General features: G+C 63.3%; 32 protein-coding genes. 17 read left to right on the forward strand and 15 right to left on the reverse strand.

What is annotated here, in order from left to right; genetic code table 11:
• Positions 1 to 408 precede the first annotated feature (408 nt).
• From AB0I43_RS04835 to AB0I43_RS04900, 14 genes are all read left to right on the forward strand, one after another.
• Entirely contained in the window at positions 409 to 1,026 is a 618-nt protein-coding gene (locus AB0I43_RS04835) for a hypothetical protein (protein ID WP_357431316.1), read from the forward strand.
• Positions 1,027 to 1,161: 135 nt separating this feature from the next.
• A complete protein-coding gene (locus AB0I43_RS04840; protein WP_357431318.1) occupies positions 1,162 to 1,737 on the forward strand; it encodes a hypothetical protein in 576 nt (191 codons plus the stop codon).
• Positions 1,738 to 2,144: 407 nt separating this feature from the next.
• Positions 2,145 to 2,591 carry a hypothetical protein gene (locus tag AB0I43_RS04845; RefSeq protein WP_357431320.1) on the forward strand — a complete coding sequence of 149 codons (447 nt, stop codon included), beginning with the start codon at positions 2,145 to 2,147 and terminating at the stop codon, positions 2,589 to 2,591.
• Positions 2,592 to 2,608: 17 nt separating this feature from the next.
• The gene (locus tag AB0I43_RS04850) at positions 2,609 to 3,091 is read left to right on the forward strand and encodes a hypothetical protein (protein ID WP_357431322.1); all 483 of its coding nucleotides are present in this window, start codon (positions 2,609 to 2,611) and stop codon (positions 3,089 to 3,091) included.
• Between the two features lie 16 nt (positions 3,092 to 3,107).
• The gene (locus AB0I43_RS04855; RefSeq protein ID WP_357431324.1) at positions 3,108 to 3,374 is read left to right on the forward strand and encodes a hypothetical protein; all 267 of its coding nucleotides are present in this window, start codon (positions 3,108 to 3,110) and stop codon (positions 3,372 to 3,374) included.
• A gap of 167 nt (positions 3,375 to 3,541) precedes the next feature.
• Entirely contained in the window at positions 3,542 to 3,862 is a 321-nt protein-coding gene (locus AB0I43_RS04860) for a hypothetical protein (RefSeq protein ID WP_357431326.1), read from the forward strand.
• Positions 3,863 to 4,132: 270 nt separating this feature from the next.
• Positions 4,133 to 4,477, forward strand: coding sequence for a hypothetical protein (locus tag AB0I43_RS04865; RefSeq protein WP_357431328.1), 345 nt, complete (start codon positions 4,133 to 4,135; stop codon positions 4,475 to 4,477).
• 3 nt (positions 4,478 to 4,480) lie between these two features.
• A complete protein-coding gene (locus AB0I43_RS04870) occupies positions 4,481 to 5,215 on the forward strand; it encodes a hypothetical protein (RefSeq protein WP_357431330.1) in 735 nt (244 codons plus the stop codon).
• A 539-nt stretch (positions 5,216 to 5,754) separates the two neighbouring features.
• Positions 5,755 to 6,645, forward strand: a complete 891-nt coding sequence (locus AB0I43_RS04875) for a hypothetical protein (protein ID WP_357431332.1) — start codon at positions 5,755 to 5,757, stop codon at positions 6,643 to 6,645.
• 138 nt (positions 6,646 to 6,783) lie between these two features.
• Positions 6,784 to 7,260 (forward strand): hypothetical protein, encoded by a 477-nt coding sequence (locus tag AB0I43_RS04880; protein ID WP_357431333.1) that lies wholly within the window; start codon positions 6,784 to 6,786, stop codon positions 7,258 to 7,260.
• A 40-nt stretch (positions 7,261 to 7,300) separates the two neighbouring features.
• Positions 7,301 to 7,459 carry a hypothetical protein gene (locus tag AB0I43_RS04885; RefSeq protein ID WP_357431335.1) on the forward strand — a complete coding sequence of 53 codons (159 nt, stop codon included), beginning with the start codon at positions 7,301 to 7,303 and terminating at the stop codon, positions 7,457 to 7,459.
• Positions 7,460 to 7,545: 86 nt separating this feature from the next.
• On the forward strand, positions 7,546 to 7,809 hold the full coding sequence (locus AB0I43_RS04890) for a hypothetical protein (RefSeq protein ID WP_357431337.1): 264 nt from the start codon (positions 7,546 to 7,548) through the stop codon (positions 7,807 to 7,809).
• 43 nt (positions 7,810 to 7,852) lie between these two features.
• Positions 7,853 to 8,962 (forward strand): DUF6011 domain-containing protein, encoded by a 1,110-nt coding sequence (locus AB0I43_RS04895; protein WP_357431339.1) that lies wholly within the window; start codon positions 7,853 to 7,855, stop codon positions 8,960 to 8,962.
• A gap of 87 nt (positions 8,963 to 9,049) precedes the next feature.
• Positions 9,050 to 9,664, forward strand: a complete 615-nt coding sequence (locus tag AB0I43_RS04900) for a hypothetical protein (protein WP_357431341.1) — start codon at positions 9,050 to 9,052, stop codon at positions 9,662 to 9,664.
• Positions 9,665 to 9,735: 71 nt separating this feature from the next.
• Here the strand turns inward: AB0I43_RS04900 and AB0I43_RS04905 are convergent, their stop codons facing one another.
• Positions 9,736 to 10,155: a helix-turn-helix domain-containing protein gene (locus AB0I43_RS04905; protein WP_357431343.1), complete on the reverse strand. Its 420-nt coding sequence runs from the start codon at positions 10,153 to 10,155 to the stop codon at positions 9,736 to 9,738.
• 209 nt (positions 10,156 to 10,364) lie between these two features.
• Here AB0I43_RS04905 and AB0I43_RS04910 point away from each other — a divergent pair, with 209 nt between their 5' ends.
• The 3 genes from AB0I43_RS04910 to AB0I43_RS04920 all read left to right on the forward strand — a co-directional run bounded on the left by AB0I43_RS04910 (position 10,365) and on the right by AB0I43_RS04920 (position 11,424).
• A complete protein-coding gene (locus AB0I43_RS04910; RefSeq protein ID WP_357431345.1) occupies positions 10,365 to 10,676 on the forward strand; it encodes a hypothetical protein in 312 nt (103 codons plus the stop codon).
• Positions 10,677 to 10,692: 16 nt separating this feature from the next.
• Positions 10,693 to 10,938 carry a Clp protease N-terminal domain-containing protein gene (locus AB0I43_RS04915; protein ID WP_357431347.1) on the forward strand — a complete coding sequence of 82 codons (246 nt, stop codon included), beginning with the start codon at positions 10,693 to 10,695 and terminating at the stop codon, positions 10,936 to 10,938.
• A gap of 219 nt (positions 10,939 to 11,157) precedes the next feature.
• On the forward strand, positions 11,158 to 11,424 hold the full coding sequence (locus AB0I43_RS04920; RefSeq protein WP_357431349.1) for a hypothetical protein: 267 nt from the start codon (positions 11,158 to 11,160) through the stop codon (positions 11,422 to 11,424).
• A 201-nt stretch (positions 11,425 to 11,625) separates the two neighbouring features.
• Here the strand turns inward: AB0I43_RS04920 and AB0I43_RS04925 are convergent, their stop codons facing one another.
• From AB0I43_RS04925 to AB0I43_RS04990, 14 genes are read right to left on the reverse strand one after another with little or no spacing between them, the layout of a single operon-like run.
• Positions 11,626 to 11,976 carry a hypothetical protein gene (locus AB0I43_RS04925; RefSeq protein ID WP_357431351.1) on the reverse strand — a complete coding sequence of 117 codons (351 nt, stop codon included), beginning with the start codon at positions 11,974 to 11,976 and terminating at the stop codon, positions 11,626 to 11,628.
• Positions 11,977 to 11,987: 11 nt separating this feature from the next.
• Positions 11,988 to 12,374, reverse strand: a complete 387-nt coding sequence (locus AB0I43_RS04930; protein WP_357431353.1) for a hypothetical protein — start codon at positions 12,372 to 12,374, stop codon at positions 11,988 to 11,990.
• A 34-nt stretch (positions 12,375 to 12,408) separates the two neighbouring features.
• Complete coding sequence (locus AB0I43_RS04935; protein ID WP_357431355.1) at positions 12,409 to 12,735, reverse strand: hypothetical protein; 327 nt, start codon at positions 12,733 to 12,735, stop codon at positions 12,409 to 12,411.
• Positions 12,732 to 13,073, reverse strand: a complete 342-nt coding sequence (locus AB0I43_RS04940) for a hypothetical protein (protein ID WP_357431357.1) — start codon at positions 13,071 to 13,073, stop codon at positions 12,732 to 12,734. Before AB0I43_RS04940 ends, AB0I43_RS04935 begins: the two co-directional genes overlap by 4 nt.
• Before the next feature lie 2 nt (positions 13,074 to 13,075).
• The gene (locus AB0I43_RS04945) at positions 13,076 to 13,879 is read right to left on the reverse strand and encodes a hypothetical protein (protein ID WP_357431359.1); all 804 of its coding nucleotides are present in this window, start codon (positions 13,877 to 13,879) and stop codon (positions 13,076 to 13,078) included.
• Positions 13,876 to 14,268: a hypothetical protein gene (locus AB0I43_RS04950; RefSeq protein ID WP_357431361.1), complete on the reverse strand. Its 393-nt coding sequence runs from the start codon at positions 14,266 to 14,268 to the stop codon at positions 13,876 to 13,878. Before AB0I43_RS04950 ends, AB0I43_RS04945 begins: the two co-directional genes overlap by 4 nt.
• 1 nt (position 14,269) lies before the next feature.
• The gene (locus AB0I43_RS04955) at positions 14,270 to 14,521 is read right to left on the reverse strand and encodes a hypothetical protein (protein WP_357431362.1); all 252 of its coding nucleotides are present in this window, start codon (positions 14,519 to 14,521) and stop codon (positions 14,270 to 14,272) included.
• Complete coding sequence (locus tag AB0I43_RS04960; RefSeq protein ID WP_357431364.1) at positions 14,515 to 14,637, reverse strand: hypothetical protein; 123 nt, start codon at positions 14,635 to 14,637, stop codon at positions 14,515 to 14,517. The genes AB0I43_RS04955 and AB0I43_RS04960 overlap by 7 nt, the downstream gene beginning before the upstream one ends.
• On the reverse strand, positions 14,634 to 14,846 hold the full coding sequence (locus AB0I43_RS04965; RefSeq protein WP_357431366.1) for a hypothetical protein: 213 nt from the start codon (positions 14,844 to 14,846) through the stop codon (positions 14,634 to 14,636). Before AB0I43_RS04965 ends, AB0I43_RS04960 begins: the two co-directional genes overlap by 4 nt.
• Complete coding sequence (locus AB0I43_RS04970) at positions 14,833 to 15,744, reverse strand: AAA family ATPase (RefSeq protein WP_357431368.1); 912 nt, start codon at positions 15,742 to 15,744, stop codon at positions 14,833 to 14,835. Before AB0I43_RS04970 ends, AB0I43_RS04965 begins: the two co-directional genes overlap by 14 nt.
• Before the next feature lie 3 nt (positions 15,745 to 15,747).
• Positions 15,748 to 15,942 carry a hypothetical protein gene (locus AB0I43_RS04975; protein WP_357431370.1) on the reverse strand — a complete coding sequence of 65 codons (195 nt, stop codon included), beginning with the start codon at positions 15,940 to 15,942 and terminating at the stop codon, positions 15,748 to 15,750.
• Positions 15,939 to 16,277, reverse strand: a complete 339-nt coding sequence (locus AB0I43_RS04980) for a hypothetical protein (RefSeq protein WP_357431372.1) — start codon at positions 16,275 to 16,277, stop codon at positions 15,939 to 15,941. The genes AB0I43_RS04975 and AB0I43_RS04980 overlap by 4 nt, the downstream gene beginning before the upstream one ends.
• The gene (locus AB0I43_RS04985; RefSeq protein WP_357431374.1) at positions 16,274 to 16,699 is read right to left on the reverse strand and encodes a hypothetical protein; all 426 of its coding nucleotides are present in this window, start codon (positions 16,697 to 16,699) and stop codon (positions 16,274 to 16,276) included. The genes AB0I43_RS04980 and AB0I43_RS04985 overlap by 4 nt, the downstream gene beginning before the upstream one ends.
• On the reverse strand, positions 16,696 to 18,006 hold the full coding sequence (locus tag AB0I43_RS04990; RefSeq protein ID WP_357431376.1) for an RNA ligase family protein: 1,311 nt from the start codon (positions 18,004 to 18,006) through the stop codon (positions 16,696 to 16,698). The genes AB0I43_RS04985 and AB0I43_RS04990 overlap by 4 nt, the downstream gene beginning before the upstream one ends.
• Positions 18,007 to 18,035 lie beyond the last annotated feature (29 nt).

Below are 18,035 nucleotides of genomic sequence, written 5' to 3' on the forward strand. Positions count from 1 at the left end.
GCGGGAACGGCAGATCCGGCGCGCGATGAAGGCGGGCGGTGGCCGTGTGGGTCGTGGCCGTCTCGTGGTTTCGGTTGCGGGGCCGGTGGTTTCGGGCGCGAAGGCAGGCGGGTAGGTCGATGGCGTTTTCCACGATCAAAGCCAAGTACGCGACGCCGTGTCGCCGCTGCGGGCAATCGATTGCTGTCGGTGCGTCCATGCGTTACGGCGGGCGCGGCAGGACTTACCACTTGCGGAAGGACTGCACGGGTAGCGCGGCGGCCGGAGGTTCGCAGCGTTCTGTGTCGGCGTACTTCCCGAGTTCTGGAGAAACGGTCTACCGCAACGCTCGCGGTCGGTGCGAGGACGCACCGTGCTGTGGGTGCTGCACGTAGGTCAAGCATTTTGTAATCGAGAAAGGAATAATGGATGGGTAATACGGTTCCGTTCGCGGACTTGTTCAGGGTGTTGTCGGACGCTCACCTTTTCGCGGGCGGCGACGCTACGTTGCCGATGCTGCAATGTGTGCGGTTGGAGGCCAGCGAGACTCAGTTGGTGGCGGTTGCCACTGACCGATTCTTGGTGGGTGTCGCACGTACGGACAACTACGAGGGGGCGGCCTTCACGGCGAATGTCCCGCTGTCGTTCGTGAAGCAGGTGCTGAAGGCTTGGCGGCCGCTCAAGAGAATGATGTGGCGCGCTGATGTCGAGGTGACCGAGACTGAGGTGGTTTTCACCCTGCCGGATGGCCAGTCAATGTCGCATCGGCTCTCGGACTTCGAGTTCGTCAAGTGGCGGGCGCTGTTCCAGGGGGTCGAGGGCAGCAGCGATAGCCCGGCAGTCTTGGGGTTGAATCCGGCGTATTTCGCGAAGTTCGCGAAAGTCGAGTCTGCCCGTCATGTGGTGTGGCGCACGTCCGCCGCTCGGCCAAATCTGGTCACGATCGGCAGCAACTTTCAGGGCTTGCTGATGCCGGTGCGGCTCGAGGAGGCACAGAAGGAGGACGTGCTGACGGACTGGATGTCGGAACTCGTGACCTCGGGCTGATCGGGAAGTCTCGGATAGTTTCCACTCCCCTGTGCCTGCTCGTCAGGCGCAGGGTATGGGGTGCCTATCCCCCTGTCTGATCTTGCGCGCCCGTCTTGCGCGTGAATTCTCGTTCTCTCGAAGTGGAGTACTTCTATGGGCAATCCTGCCGTCTTTCAGTTCCGTCTTCCGGATGGGAGCGCCACCTACTATTTGCATTGGGCTGATCCGGGCTTTCAAATCCCGGTGATCGCCGAGTGGATTGCGGAAACGCTGCTGGCCGGTGGCTCGCTCACCTTGGCCAGCTGGGAAGCCTGGTTCGTCGACCACTATGTCGAAGAGCAGACGGGCTTGGTGCGGATGGAGCGAACCAAGCTCACCGCCCGGACAGACCCGCACGTGAGCCACGGTGCCTTACATCGCTTCCGGTTGACGGTGACGGCGCGCAGTTTCGAGTTCGAGGCCCTGAGTTGGATGTACAACGGCGGGTACTGGGAGACGGTCGCTGTTGCACGCTCGGCCCGTGCGTTGCTGCAAGAGGGCGTGAATCAGGTTCGCCTGCTTCGGCGTCGGGCAAGTTCGATGCGGAGAGCACGGGGTCTGCGCCCCGACCAGCGGAGTTGGGTGGGGTCGGTGTCGGCGTACGGCGATTGGCTGCGGCAGTGCGAGGAGCGCGTGGAGAAGTTCGACGCGGCCTTTCCTCCTCCCACCGGTTCCGGCGATGCCGGTTAAGAGTCGAGCGTGGCCGGGTGATCCTGGGTGCTGGGCGGGTCTGTGGTGCCGAGTTGTCGGGCACAGGGTGAAGGCCACCGACTACGGGCTGACCTACTGCGGCCGCTGTGCCGCGCTGACCTCTCGCCGTGCGCCGCGTGCCTGGGTTCGCCGTCTTTGGCTGCGCTTTGAGGGCAGGCTTGCGCGCCCGAGAAATGAGAGCGCCTGAATGGGTTTGGTTCTGTTGGCTGCGCTCGGCATCGCCGGTTTAGCGGTACTCGCTCTTCTTCTCTGGTGAATCGATTCCACTCCCCTGTATCTCGTTGAGAGGTACGGGGTTTGGGGTGTCGATACCCCGCGATCGAACAAGATTGGAGGCACTGTTGAGCCCATACTCAACGCATTACAAAGATCTGACGCTGTACTGCTTGGACCAGGACGCGCACGAGCGAACGTGCGGGTACTGGTACACCGTCCGAGCTGGCGGCACGGCGCACGTCGCCTTTCGGAATACGGACGATCTGGAAGAATGGCTGACAGTGTGCGCTCTCGCGCTGCCGCTCCCCGTACCGTATGAGCGCGGAACTTCTCAGTTCCAACAGATTATCGGCTGCTACAACAGCATCTCTCACCGCGACGTGCAGGTGTTCGGTGCGATACAGCCGATTGTCTGTATTCCGTTCTTGGAGAACGCCGAATACACCCTCGGGAAAGTCACCGAGGACGCGAACGGCGTGCGGTCGGTGCACTTCCTGAACGTGAACGATCGCGACGGCGTGTTCCCATGGCCGCGAAGGCGGCATTTCAACGAGCGCCGAAAAGACGTCCTGGATTACATCGCAACGCGTCCTGCGTTGGCGTTTCCCACCGAGTGAGTTAGGTACAGAATTCTATGAGCATTGATGAGTTCCGCACGGATTCCGGCGAACTGGACATGGTGATCGTCGGCTACATGCACGCCTACCCCCGCCATCCGGCACCCGGGCAGACCTTTGAATCGTTCGAGGGAATCACCGTCCCCGAGGTTCGCCGCTACGACGTCGCCGCCTACGTGCTGGTGTGCCTGGAAATGGCGACCAAAGTCACGACGATCGACGTGGATTCGGGTACCTCGTCGTCGCGGTATGAGACCGGCATGTTCGGACTCTCAGGAAAGCCGCACTGGTACTTGCAGCCCGTCGACGTGCACGACGAGAACGGTTGGGTGACTTCGCATGAGCGGTTCGCGGCCGGGCACCCCACGGTGCACCTGCCGGAAACGGTCCGGCGGTTGGTGCTGGCTGCTGGCCGGTCGGATGTCCCGATCGGGCCCGTGAAGGTGCACAACTACTCGCTGGACGAGGAAGCCCGACGCGAACGCGCGAGGCGGCAGTGAGCGAAGGGGCGACACGATGACGAGTTTCGATCCGAGCACGGCACCGGACCCGACCACTCTGCTTCTGCGCTCGACGATGTGGGCGCTGGATGCACTCGGCAATTCTGTGACCCGCGACGACGGCGAGTACTTCACCGCACTCGCGGATTGGGCGGCACAGAACGACGTGTTGACCAACGAACAGATCCGCGACGCCTACTGGTGGCGTGGTCGCAAGCGGATCGAATCGGGACTCAAACCCGTCTCATTCGAACTGCCCGAGAGATTCAAGTCCGACACCTAGACCGTCACAGGTTGTTCGGGTTGTGCCAGTGCGCCCATTGCCGGTTGGGCACTGGGTTCGTCGTTGCAGGTTCGCCGCCGCCGGTTGTCGGCGGCGGGTGGTTCGATTCCACCGACGACACGATGCAGGCTGCCAATCGGGTAGCTGCACTGTCGAAAGGTCACTAGATGGTCAGTCTCATCAAAAAGGTCCAAGACGACGTTCTTGTCAGCTTGTCCGACGATGCCCAGCCCGTCGTGTACGTGGGCTACACCGATCCCGCTCGAACCGAAGATCGGTTAGCGATCTGGATAGGTCGCAGCGATCTCGACGGCACCCTGCTTGTCCAGATCGACACGTTGGGGCCGGAGCGGGTGCGCGTGAATGTGAACGACGGAGCGGTCTATGACGCAGCTCCTGACGAGGGTGACCATCATTTTGACCTGGTGGGCGACTACTTCAACGAGCTCACCGCGCGATTCACGCAGGTCGCCACACACGCGGCCTGACGCATCGCAGGCAGAGGGCAGGTGGTCGCGGATTCGCATCGCACACCGCGACCAGTCCGCAGTGTGCGATGCGCCTGCCAGATTCAACACCGATAGCTAGCTCACACAGTGCGTGGGCTGTCTTCGCAGGTTGCGCCAAGATTGTCTGTGGTGGGTGGTTCGATTCCACCCGAAGACGCGACGTGGCCGCTATCGGGGCGGCCGCCGAAGTCGAGGAGTGATGGAGAGTTGCCGAACCGATCGCAACTACGTCAAGAGTTCTACGAGGACATGTTGGACGATTCTGCGGGCGCGGTGCGCTACTGGGCCCACGTGAAGTGGGCTCCGCTGAACGGAGAGCCGAACAAACAGATGGTCGTCCAAGAGGCCGACGAGGACGGCTCGGTCGACGACGGTACCCCGGAGCTCTTCGTCACCGTCGAGGACATCGCACGCGGCTGGCAACTGCTGCTGGCGTGGGAGAAGGCAGGCAAGTTCCACCACTGCGGTTCCTCGGACGCGGTGCAGCGTGCGGAGCGGTCGCTGACCAACCGCGACGGCGGCCACGACTATGACGCATGTGTAGCCGACGCTGTCGTCCAGCTGGCCACGCTCGGCGAGATCAGGTACGGGTAGGCCATGCCCAAGCGTGGAATGACCCAGGATTGGCGGGTGCGCTACCACTACACGACCCAACGCGTGCCGGTCTTCGATGAGGACGGCTACTCGACCGGTGAGTGGATACACGAACCCCGCACACCGTTGAGCGGAGTACAGGTCGTCGCCTACGAGGACCGAGCGCGGCGGTCTGCTCAGCAGATCGTCGAGCTACTGGGCTGGGCCGAGGTGTACTACGTTCCGCCGGAATCGGCGCGCACGCAGAAGAGTTGGGTGCTGGTCGCTCAGTATCCGCCGCTGGGCGCGGCGGGGGTGACGTGCTTGCGTTGCGGTGCCGAACTTGTGCCGGTGGACGAGGACTTTCGGATCACAGGGCATGCCGCGCCTGCTGGCGGCGTCTGTGACGGCGAGCATGCCGGGCTGTCCCGGGAAGACGCGGCGGCGGTGGTGGTGGCGGTGCGGGAGCGCTTCGGGGCATGGATCGAGCGGGGGTCGGAGCCCCGGCTGTATGACCACGTGCACGAGGGCTTGCGTGCCGGGTCGTTCTCGATCGGTTGGGAAGGCGGGCCGCGTGATTGGGCTCTGGCGGTTGTCGACGGCGGTTGCGATGCCGAGGTGCTGACCGAGCTGGTCGGTGCGCTCGGCGTCCCGCGCGACGTCGTCGCCGAACGGCTACGAATCTCACCGATAGCGGGTCTGCCGCACGTGTTTCTGGAACCGATCAATTCGTTTACCCTTGGTGTCTATCCTGCATAGGCGTCGGCATGCCGATGCCGGTCGTGGCGATATTGTTCTGGGGTGCTGCTTTGCTATTTCCGATAGGAGATTTAACTTCTGATGAGTGATCTTCCACCGTTCGTATGCGCTAGATGCAATGCGGGTCTATACATGCGAAAGACCGCCTACGGCATCCAGTACGAGCATCCGAGCTTCGGGAATAATGATCACGCTCCACAGCCGGTACCTGCGCCTCCGGATTGGGAAGGCGGAGTGTGTGACTTCTGTGGCGTTGGTAGGCCGCAATGGATAGTCCCGGTCGCGGACTTCACGATCCCGTTCAATCCGGATAGCTTCAGTAGCGGCAACTGGGGTGCGTGTGAAACCTGCGCTGAATTGATCGCCGGAAACCGATGGGATGCGTTGACTCGACGGGTTGTTCCTATCAAGGCGGCAAGCGTTGGACGGTCCGATGCTGATGCTTTCGCTCAATTGACCGCGCAAGTGGGCCCATTGTTCGCTAGCGTTCGAGCGAACCTCATGGGGCCGATGCGGAAGCTTGATCAGGCTGGTTCGTGATGGCGGAGGCGCGAGTCCTCGCGGGCCGGTTGCTGGTCGTCGATTGGGACTACTTCTTCCCCAACCCCGCATTAGAGGCTGTGTATCGTCCCGAAGTCCTCGATTACGACTGGTTCCACCGCGAGAATCGCTACATGATCTTCGACGTCTGGGACCTGCGGGCGATGACGTTCATGCGCCGCTGGGCGGCCGCCGATGAAGCCACACGCGGCGAGCTCACGTTCCCACGTTGCCAACGCTATGAGAGCTTCTGGCAAAGGTTCGACCTGTCGGAGACCTTCGGGGTTCTGGTGTCAGAATCCAACTCTGCCGCAGGGTTGATCCTGCCGGAGACCTACGGCATCGACGCCGATGGATGGGAAGAGGTCTGGCTCTTCGACGCACACCACGATTGCGGTTACCCGTCCTCCGAGCATTTGACCGAGGTTGACGAGTTCGACTGCGGTAGTTGGATGATCGAGCATCACAAGCGTGGCTCGGACTTGCACGTACGGTATCCGTGGTGGCGGGCCAGTGAAGACGGGGCGACGTTCTACGACGCAGAAGAAGGCCCCTTGGTGCCGGTTGAGCGGCGGTTGGACAGATGGCCCGCCTCTACCTCCGATGATGTTCCGGTGGGCCCCTGGGACGCGGTGTTGGTGTGTCGCAGCGGCGCGTGGGTGCCGAGTTGGAACGATGACCAGTTCGAAGAGTTCATTACCCTTCCGAAGCTGGGGACAACGTGGATTGAGGAAACCATTGAGTCGGGTCCCCGACCGCAGCCCGACGTGGCCTCGTTGTGGACGCAGATTGCCGAGCTCGACAAAATGCGGCAGGAATCGCGCGATGCGCTGGAACTGCGACACTTGCTCGATACTTCGAGCTCCGAGAGCAGCGATTTTTTCGACTAGCGCAGCGTAAGTATTCCAACTATTGGGTACTAGCTCACGTGGACGCCGAGCGCTCCTATTCGCAGCGTTCAATTGTGTGTTGACAGAAGAACATTCGGGTGATTTGATCGAATCCAAATATTAGAGGGAAGGTGTTGAATGCCACGCACGACACGTCAAGTTATCGACGCTATCGCTAAAGATCAGCGGTTCACTCGCGCCGAGGTCGAAGAGATGCAATCCGAGGTTTCGCAGATGGTCGAGAATGCCGGAGCATGGATTGAACGTTTCAATACCATCGCTGACGCCGCAGACTTGGACATTGATACCGACGGGTTGGCCGATATAAAAGATCCAGTGAACGATTCATCGCGACCGTTCAGAGCCGTCGCGCAAGCAATCGAGACGCTTCATGCGGCTACCGACCTCGCTCGTGGCGTCGTTGAGGTTCTGGAGGAGTTCACTCACGCCTGGTCGGCCATGGAGGGCTACGCGGAGACCTGGCTTGATGAGGCTGCCGACCGAGACGAACGCGCCGAAGCCAGAGAAGAGCTCATCGGGTGCGCTGACGAGCTCTCGAACAAGCTCGCCGATGTCGACGCGTACAGCATCGATCTCGCGGACATTCCGGGATAGAGCCAAGGCAGCAAACCCTTGGCTGGTGAAAGGAGATGCAATGACCGGTGACGAGTTGAAGGCCGCCGCCGAAGGGCAAGCCAAAGCGCAAGGCACAGTGTCCTGCACGTACACCTATCGCGAGAACGACGCTGACGGCAACGAGGTCGTCAGCCGCTCGGCCACGTGGACGCGAGGGATCGACCCGGACACGTTCTAGCTGATCCGCGACACGCTGATGTAGGTCCGCTGCCATATGGGCAGCGGACCTTTTTGATGCCCGTACCTGGGCTGATCGGAGGTTGAATGAACGTTTGGGCAATGCTGGCTGCTGGGAAGTCGAGACTTCGGCGCGAAGAAGCTGAAGACGCCAGCTACACCGACACAGTTGCGTCGGCCAAAATGGACTGGGAAGACGCCAAGGCGGCGGTGCGGGCCGCGAGGACCGATCCAGGATTGCGCGAAGACCCAGCGGCGATGACCGTCTTGGAAGGCGCTGCGTGGCGCGCAAGCCAGGTATACACCGCTGCGGTGTGTGGCATCCTTCCCGGTGATCAGGTAGACCGTTGACTAGGCCGTTCGAAAGCTGGCGCGCCTGTGGGAGGAGGTACTGATGACAGATGATCGTGTCGACCGTGACGCGTTGGCCACTGAACAGGTCGTCCTTCAACCGCTGAGCGCGTCGAGCGTGTCAGCGACACTGCGCAAGCTCGGGTACCGAACTGTCGCGCCAGAACAACGACATCAGCGCGAGGGGATGTATGTCTCCAAGAGCGGGCTTCCGCGTCAAATCTCGGTGGACATCGGCCTGGCGGGTGAGACTGAAACGACCCGCGTCGCCGACCGGGTTGCGCGGAGCCTGCGCGATGCGGGATACACGGTAGAACACGACGGAGGCCGCCGAATGACGGTCTATCGTGTCGCGGTCTTCGATCCGGCGTTAGCCGATACCCCGATCGGTCGTGTCCGCCACGCGGTGCGAGAGCACCGACGATGGATCGAGAATGACACTGGTCGCCAGCTGACGGTGAAGATAGGGCCGATCGACTTCGTCGTGATCCGGTACTCCCCGAAGACAGGCCGCCTGACCAAACTATGGCGGTCAGGTTCCGCCAACAGCACCAAACCTGGAGTCGGACTCAACGAGGTCGAGGCGACCGGCGAGCTGCTTGAGCAAGCCTTGGCTTGGGTCGTCGGTGACCAAAGCCCTTCGACTCCATCCTCCACCCGGGCGCATGAACCCGAATCGGCTCCCATGCCGGATGCCAACGCGGGCCGGGAAGATCGCGCCGAGATTCCCGGGTTGGGCCGATCGGTACGGCGGACACACGACCAGACTCCCGGCCGACCAACGAAACCTCCACTGAAGGACAGTCGCTACGGAATTCCCTACGGCCGCTACATCGTTGACGACCGGCGATACTGGCTGAAATACGATCCGAACTATGTGACCGGCTATCTGTGGCGATACGACCAAACCCGAAAGAAATGGCAGCGGGACATCGATAAACCGGAGCACGATCGCGTCATCGCGACCCTCCAATCAGAGGCGTACTCGCAAGCCATCCAATACGGAATGCTTACCGGGCATTGTTCGAAATGCGGCAACAAGTTGAGCCGCGACGACTCCAAGAAGCTCGGCATGGGCGAGGACTGTGCGCGAGAGAGCTTCCCGGACGAGATCGACCACATCTTCGATTCCCCGAATCTTGGTTCGACATAACTTAATTCACCGACAGACAAGCGCTCATTGCGACGGCGCGCATCCAACCGGGTGCGCGCCTTTTTTGTATTTGAAAGGAGGTGCGTCATGCCTGATGTTCAGGTCATCCGCGCCGATGGAGAGTTGGAAGTGCGCGTACCCGGCAATGCGTTGTTCGACGTCGAGGCCGCGAGTCTCGGCGCGCAGACTTTCGACGACACCGACTCCTGGTTCTTCCATATCGTCGACGAGACTCGGGTACGTGCTCTGTGCCGCAGGTTCTACGGCACAGACGGCTCCGACGAGGCACGGGTGATGGTGCGACTGCAACTGCACCACCATGCGCGCTACTGGCAACAGGCGCGCGCGGCTGGGGTCTTGTTGGTATCGCGCGACAAGCCCGATGAGGGTGTGCGGTTCGCACCGGACGTGAGTTTGGTGGCTGGCGAGTTCCCGCGTACGGCAGGCACCCAGATCGCTCCTCAGCTCGGCAATCAGTCGCCGGTGTTGCTGGAGGTGCGGAACGTTCCGGCCGGGATGGCGCAGAAGATGGTCGCGGAAGATGAGGCAGTAGTCGTGACAGCGGTCGACCGGCTAGCAGTTCTTCGGTCGGAACTGACAGCGATCGAGGCCCGTCGACGCGCCATCCGCTCCGAGGTTCGCTCTATCGAGGAGCTGGAGGCTTGGGAGAAGCATAAGCCTGCCGGATCACAGGCGGATTGATATCGCCTCACCCTTCGCGAGCTGCACGAAGGGTGAGGCAACTTCGCTTCCCTCGTCAGCGTGGTCGGCGATCAGGACGGAAAGCGCGCATCCCAATCGCTGAACCGCTGACGTCCCAACTCGTCGATGAAGTCCTTGATAACGACACGATCGGCGGTCGTGAACGCTCCAATGCGTTCGCGGCCCCACTGCTGATCCGCCAGCCGCTGAAGTTCGGAGGCTGACATCGTGTGCAGGGCAGCGGAACTGGTAACTGTCGGCTCGCCGCCAGCGGCGATCGTGGCGACACTGCCGGGGGCCCAGCCCAAAGCTTGTTCGATCTGCGCGTAGGTACCGGCTGAGACCGCGTGATCTCCGCGTTCCACGGTGCCGAGCACCCGAGTGCTCAGGCCGCAGAGGTCGGCGAGCTCTTCGCGGGACGTGATGCGCAGCTCCCTTCGTCGGGCGTGCACCTTCTCGCCTACGCGGACCAGGTTCGCATCGCGATTCACCGAAACATTCTGTCGTGCATGCGCATCGCTGTCGACATGCTCATGCGGGTCGGGCCCGTAATCCGGGCAAGCAGCGGTTCCGCCAGCGATCCCCAGACTGTCCGGCCTTTCCGGTTCGGACCCCAAACCCCGCCTGACAAACCAGGCGGAAATCGGCGCGCGCTCGCCCTGAGCGCGCGCCTTCTCTGTATCGAGAACAGGAGAACACAATGAGAGTTCAAAGCATCCTCGCTGTCGCCCTCACGAGCGCGGCCCTGGTCCTGGGCAACGCGACTGTTGCGACGGCTCAGCCTGCACCCCCGGCCGCTACGGTCGACTTCCAGCAGTTCCGCGCCGCCGGGTACACCCGGGTCGAGGCGGACGAGGAGGGCAGGCCGAAGATGGAATGCAATGAGTTCCACGACGGGGAGAAGGTGTCTACGCTGTGGAAGGGCAAGGAGCGCAAGTTCATTTGCGACTTCCACCTGCCGATCTTCAGCAATAACGGCAAATGGGCGTGGCTGGAACTCATGCTGGCTTGATAGTGAGGTGACTGTGATGGATGCCGTGGAACGCTTGCCTGACAATCCGCGCCTGCGCGCGATTCTCGCTCATGCGGAGGAGATCGCTCGACAGGCCGGTCTGAAGGCAGTCGGGGCCGAGCACGTCCAGTTGGCGATCCTGCATGACGCAGGTGCTATCCCGACCAAGGTCATACAGCAACTGGGGTGGGAGCCAGGCAAGTTGGCTGAGCGCCTTCAGGCCGTATTGACCTCGCCGGGGTATACCGGACGAGTTGCCTAGGCACACCATCACCTGACAAGCCGCGTGTGTTGCGCCGATTCCTACTCGGCGCAACACACGCGGCGCTGTCGAACCTAGCCGCTCCGCGCCACCAGCACGTGTGCATGCCCCCATCGACGCCATGCGCGCAGTCGGCGCACAGCTGAAGAGCCTGAGCGGCGTGAAAGGATCTTCAAGCATGAGAATCATCAACGATCTTGCGGAGTTGCTTCCCGCTCTATGACTACCCGACGTGACATAGAAGCCCTCGCCATCGAGCATGGCTGGGAACTGGGCACCAAGCAGACTGGTGACGGGTGGGACAGGGTCGGATCTCGTCCCACATTCGATCGCGACCGCAATGAGATCGAGGTCGACTGGACTGATTCCGGCCAGATCTACTACGCGAAGAACTGGGAGACCGGTGACGTCATCCGCTACCACCATCGCGGCAAACGTCAGACGATGACGAAATGGTTGGCCGCCGACCGGTCACCGAGAGAGTGAGTTTCGCCCCACGGAGGTGTGGACGCGAGCTAGCATTGCCGGAACTCCCTTTCCGAAGACGACGTAAGTCGATCTGTGGCGAGAATCGGCGAGCCAGAGGACTGCCTACCCTGCGCATTGCAGGAGAGATCTGGGCGGTCCTCGCTTTATGTGCAGTGTGGGAAACCGAGCTGACTGGCTCGGCCTCCCTCCACATGGCTGTTACTTGACGGGTTCGTATCCAGTGACTGTCCGCGTGACTTCTGCGACGCGTTCGAAGGGGCCGTCGTAGGTCAACTCGCCGTATGAGTCATAGGTGCCGCTCTTGCGGTAGTGCGACACGGTGCCATCGGTGCGGGTGATGCGGAAGATGATGCCTGCGGGCGCGGTTGAGCCCTGGGGGTGGCCATCGCTGTAGCGCTGCTGGCTCCGGTCGTCGGCGAGGGTGTCGACGACGTCGACGGTGCCGTACCCCTTGATGTCGGCGTGGCTGGACCACCCCCATCCGCTCCACGGCTTGGCCTGCTCGATCCGGTAGTTGGCTTCGTAGAGATCGAAGTTGGGGTCTGTCATGAGCTTTGCTCCTAGGCGGCGAGCGGTTCGTAGACGGTCACAAGCTTTTCCTGGGCGACCCGTTCGGTGGTGGGCCCTTCGTAGTAGCCGCCGTTGTGGCTCTGGTACCAGCCGTCACGGTGGAAGATCCGCACGTTCTCGTCGGAGTCGGTGACGGAGAAGATGAAGTAGTAGCTGTCGCCCTGGCCCTCGCCGCCGTGCTCGTCGAGGATGCGGGCGGCACCGATGCCGGGCAAGACAACGAAGCTGGCGTCCTTGGCGTCCTTGACGAGGTCCCAGTAGAACTCGTGCCACACGTTGTTGCCGGGGTCGCCGCTGTCGAAGTCCTCGTCCTGGTCCTCGTCCTGGTCGTAGAGCCGGTTGAGGGCGGCGTGCAGTTCATCGATGGTGTACGGCATGGTTCTCCTGTATGCAGTTGTGGATCAATGAGTTTCAGGGTCGTTCGTAGGTGGTGGCGGTCTTTTCGACGGGTTCGACTCGGTAGAATTCCCCCTCCCAGTAGACCGAGCGGAAGTAGTGCGAGTACTTGCCGTCTTTGCGGAAGTAGTCGGGGTCGCTGCCGTCGCGGTGGTCGATACGGATCACGAGATGAGCTGGGCTGTAACCGCTTTGGTCGGCGCGGATGGTTTCGACGTATCGTTCGAGGATCGTGGCCGTGCAGGTGCCGAGGTCGAAGGTGCCGAATTCGACAAGTTGGCGGTCGAGCTTTCCCCAGGTGGCTTTGTCTGCCAGCAGAAATCGCGCGGTGCTGGTGTTCACGCGGCGTCGTCGTCGATGACGGTGAAGCTGGTGACGAGCTTGGTGGTCGGGGTGACCTCGTGCAGGTGGCCGTCCCAGCGGCTGTCCCAGGAGTCCCAGTAGCCAGTGACCCGGTAGTGGCGAACGGTGCCGTCGTCGGCGGTGATGCGAACCACGAGGTACATATCGCCGGGGCTGATATCGGCGTCGACCTTCTCGACGACGCCGAGGCCGTCGATGATCACTGCGGGTGCGTCGCTGACAGCGGTGTAGATGGCCCACCAGCCGCGCGCGAGCGCGCCGGTGCGAACCCGGAAGTCGCGGGCGAGCAGCAGACGTTGAACTTCGAGTACATCCATGGCTAGTTGCCTTCCAGGCTGATCAGGTAGCGGGTGTTGGCGAGGTGGTGGGCGACGTAGTCGAGGTCGGGGTGGACGAACTCGGCGTAGTGCTCGGCGATGAACCGGCTGGAGCGGCCCTTGGTCAAGCTGGTGATGGTGCGGCGCAGAGCCCACCGGTAGGCGGCGAGGGGGCTGGCGGTGTAGCCGGACGGGATGATGATGCGTTCCAGCGCCGTCGCGTAGATCTCCTCGCGAAAGAGCCTGACCTGATCGTGGTGTGACAGCGCCCAGATTTTGGCCATGTCCATTTCGACATCCGCGCCGTCGCGAAGGACATCCTCATACAGCGGCTTTCCGGGTTGATAGGCCACCGACCTGTGCAAGCTGTCGTGGTCGTAGACCCGTGTCACGGCGTCGGTGAAGAAGCTGCGGTTGTCCTGGTCGAGATTGACCGGCTTGCGGCCGTGCAAGCGCTCCCACGCCTTGTAGAGCAGCGTGTAGAGGTCGTCGTCGACCTTCGCTCCGTGCGCCTGGAGGATGGTGAAGTCGCGCATGTGTTTGGCCCAGGAGCCGTTGCGCAGATCCCAGCCCGCGTGGCTGAGTTTGAGGGTGGCCAGCTCGTCGAGCGTGGCCACACGCACGGTGCCTTCGGTCAGCCAGTCCATGAAGGACTCGTCCCACCACACATCGAAGCGAAGGCCGAAATCCTCGTTGCCGGTGAGGAATTCGCGGTTGTCGGCGACGTAGTCGAAATCGTTGGGTTCGCGGCCCAGATCCACACCGTGCTTTCCGGCGGCGTGGGAGCCGATCAGCAGTGTCCTCACGCTGCCTCGTTCCGTTCGAGGGTGTCGGCGGATCGCAGCTGGCGGGCGTAGGCGGCGGCCGCACCTTGCAGGTAGGTGTTGAGCGGCATGCCCAGCAACTCGGCGGCCTCGGTGATCTCGGCCATGGTGCCCGCGCTGAATCGCAGTTCGAAGGATTCAGCCACGGTCGGCCAGTCGGCGAGGACATCGCGGAATCGCTGGGCGATCAGTGCGGTGTGGGTTTCGTCGAGCGGCGGGGCCTGGTCGATGGCTTCGGCGACGCTGTCACGGTGAACGCTGGCGTGCATGGCTTTGAGCAGTCCGATTTCCCGGTGGATGCGGTCGACCGCGCGTTCGAGGTAGGCGGCGGCGCGTTCGAGGGTGGCGATTTCGGCCAGAGTGTTGTCCATGTCAGCTTCCGAGTGTTGAGCCGAGCTGGTGGTAGAGGTCCAGGCGCGGCGGGAGGACGTTGAGAAGGTGGGCGGCGGTGTAGGTGATGGCGAAGATGGTTGCCAGGCGGTGGGTTTCGAGCAGGCGATCTACGGCGTGGGAGATCAGCTGGCCTTCGGGAGCGGCGATCTCGTAGACCAGGACCGCGACGGCGAGGCCGACGATTGCCCGCTCCCCCGTGAGCTGAGCCCGGCACCGGGCGGTGCTCAGCACTGGTCGTCCGTGTCGTCGCGGGGGTAGTCCTCCTCGCCGTCCCAATCGGATTCGATGCAGGCGCAGCCGTCTTCGTGGCCGTTGCATTCCGGGCCCGGGTCGTAGAAGTCGCTCATGGGATTTCCTGAAGCTCGACGGTGAACTGCAGCCCGAAGTGGCGGGCGATGACTTGCAGCGGGACGAGCAGCTGGCGGGCAATGGCCACCAGCTCATCACGGGGCGGCTGTCCGCCTCCCGCGCTGGCGGAGACGGCGGGCAGGCCGATGACCGTTGCGGGCGGCTGGCCGGTCATGGCGTTGGCGGGTCGGGCCTCAGAAGTCGGCATCGGGATCACCCACCCTGTACACGTTCAGTCCGAGCTCGTGCCACATCCGCACGACCTGCAAGCGGTCGTCGAAGACGCCGATCACATTGAACCGGGGCCGGATCTCGCGATCGAAGATTTCGTACTTCACGACGTTGTCGGGCCGGTTGTCGCCCGTTTCACGCATGTGCAGCTCATCCCACGCGATTTCCTTGCGGTCGAGCCAGCGTTCGGTGTCGTCCATGCACAGATCGGGGCGGCCGGAGACGACGATGACAGTCAGCCGGGCGTCGTTCTCGACCAGGGCGTTGACGATGCGTCGCGTCGTCGGCATCAGCGGGTCGCTGATGACGTGTTCCCAGTCGTAGGGGCCGCGCCAGCTGTTGTCGGCCAGGGTGCCGTCCATGTCCACGATCACCGCGTCGGGGAGCGTCGTGTCGGGCTTGTAGCGCTCGATCTTCAGCTGGGCGAAGTCAGCCTTGACCTCGGGCCAGGGTGGGGGGAACCGTTTGAACCATGCCTGGATCGCTTCGACCGGCACGTGGTGGCCGCCAGCGGCGACACGGGATTCCACGTTGGCGATGCACTGCTGTTCGGTGGCGGTGACGTCGAGGCAGCGGAACGCGGCTCCGTGAGCGTGGGCGAGGTTGGCCCACGCGCGAGCGTGGCGCAGCGGTCCGTGGGTGGCGTCGATGACGGGGTTCGCGCCGCCGTGCAGTGCGGCGACGGCGGCCGCGCGCATCATGGCCGTGATCAGGTTCTCCTGCTTCGGTGACAGGATTCCGCTTTGCCCGTAACACATTTCGCGGAACGCGTCGCGGGACAAGCGCACTGTGTTGGGTTCGGACGCGGCCAGGCGGCGGGCGAGTTTGGTTTTGCCTGAGCCTTGTGGGCCTCTGGTGATGGAAAGTGTTGGCATGGTTCAGATCTCGATGTCGATGTCGGTGTCGAATGTCAGCGCGAGCACGTCGCTTCCCCGGTTGGGGTAGTCGACGCGCACGGCGGTGTAGGTGCTCAGCTGGCCGACTGCGGTGATGATGGCGCGGCGGCGGCCGCCGCCTTTGCCGGTGAGGATGGTCTGGCCCACGTGTTCGGGGCCGAGGTCGCGGGCTTTCACGCGGCCGCCTGCATGGGGGCGTTGCGGGCGTTGCGGCGGCCGATTTCGGAGCGGTAGATCACGAAAGACCGCTCGCGGGTGAGCATCCGGTTGGTCAGCACGATCGTCACGCCGTCCGGGATGACGCGGGGGTTGCCTTTCCAGGTGCGGTCGACGGTGCCGATGCGGTCGCGGATGATCAGCGACGCGGCGATGAGCGCTTCGCGGTTGTGGGCGTCGCTGGACCGCAGCTTCAGCACGGTGCGGTCGACGTGGAGCGAAAGCGTGGTGTAGCCGGTGGGGCTCACCTTGACCTCCAGATCGGGGGCCGCCGGGCTGGTGGTGGGTGCGGTCATCGCTGGCTCCTGTTCGCGAGGGCGGGGTGGTTGAGCGTGTGGGCGGCGGTGATGAGCCGCGCGGCGAGCGCAAGCGCCGAGTCCTGGGTCAGCCACAGCCGATCGCCGGAGCCGTCGAAACTGATCCGTCCGGCTTCGTGGCGGGCGCTGACGTTGATGGCTGGTTCGGTGAGGGGCCAGCTGGTAGAGCCGGGCTCGACAGAGACCGATCGGCCGGGGGCAGGCAGTGCGACGGCGACCAGGCGCGCCAGCAGCAGTTCGGCGATGTCGTCGAGGCTGAACAGTCCTTCGAGCATCACTTCGTCGGTCGTGCCGTCCGATCGCACCCGGGGGGCCGACACCGGCATGTGCGAGGCGGCGTTGTCTTCGAAGGCGGCCAGCAGTGCTTCGGCCAGCTGCTCGTGGTTGAGGAGGCCGGTCATGCTGCGGCCTGCAATTCGGTTGCGCCTTCGATGGATTCGATGTCGGCGTGCCCGGCGTCGAGTTCCTTGGTTTCGTAGCGAAGGAAGCCGGGACTTTTGGCCTTGAGCAGCAGTGGCTTGAGGCCATCGCGGCGGACCACCACGCCCTCGTCGGGCTGTTTGCCGGGGTCGAGGGGGATGGCGTGCCGGTATCCGGCCTCGAAGTAGCGGGTGTCCATCCACTGGTCCGGATCGAAGTCTGCGGCGCGGCCGCGCCACAGGACGGGCACGGTCTTCAGACCGAGGGTCGAGCAGAACTCTTCGACCTGATCCCAGGTGAGGTCGAGCTGAACGCCTTGGGGGTTCACGACAGCGACCCGGTAGATCAGCAGCTCGGCTTTGCCGTGCGGGATGCGGTAGGTGTAGTCCTTCTGGATCGGGCTGCCGTCGAGGTTCCAACCGATGAGCTCGCCGTAGGCGATGTAGCCCTGGGGCAACAGGCCGTCGAGGATGCGGCCGTAGTGCGTCCAGAGGTCGACGCCGTCGACGGTGGCGTAGAAGTGGTTCTGGTCGGCGTTGCCGATGTCCTTGATGACGCGGCGGCTGCCGTAGACCGGTGCGTAGTCGTGGGTCTGGATCGGCACGCCGGTCTTGCGGGCAACCCAGTGGCCGAGGCGCTGCAGCAGCCGCGCCGGGGCGGGGATGGCGGCCAGGGTGTTCGCGACGCGGTGGGAGGTGCCGTGCACCTTCTGAGTGACCGTGATCTGGTCGTCGTCGTCGAGCAGCTGCCGCTGTCGCCACCAGTTGGCGGTGTCCAGGTGCTCGGGAAAGTGCTTGCTGGCGATCCGTGTCTGCTTGGGGGTCTGCAGCTTCGGCGCGCTGCTGGCGCGGGTGGGGACGACGTATTTGCGGCACAGCTCGATGCCGCCGAGCGTGTCGAAGGTGTCGTGTTCGCGCAGCAGGCTCGGGTCCAGGCCCAGCCAGGTCAGCGAGGCCAGCGGCATCAGCAACGCGTCGGAGCGGTGCGAGCCGAGCTTGAGGGCCCGCACGCGACGGTTCGGTTCCAGGTACCCGGTGACGGTCGGGTCGGCGTTGAGGCTGGCGTCGCGGAACAGATTCAGTGCCCGGCAGTAGTCGGCGGACAGCTGTACTTCCGTGGGAAAGTACAGGGCCAGGTCTCCGGGCTGGTAGGTGTCTTTGGCGGTGATCGCCTGGCGTCCCAGGACGGGGACACCGACGATGCGGTCACGGCCTGCCAGCGGGATGAGAGCGGGAATACGCACGACGATGGCGGCGTATTCGGGATTTTGGGGTCGCGGAAGCTGCACGATAAGTCCTATGAAACTTGTTGTGGGGC

The sequence above is a fragment of the Nocardia sp. NPDC050435 genome, from assembly GCF_040655395.1.
In the GTDB taxonomy this organism is placed as follows: domain Bacteria; phylum Actinomycetota; class Actinomycetes; order Mycobacteriales; family Mycobacteriaceae; genus Nocardia.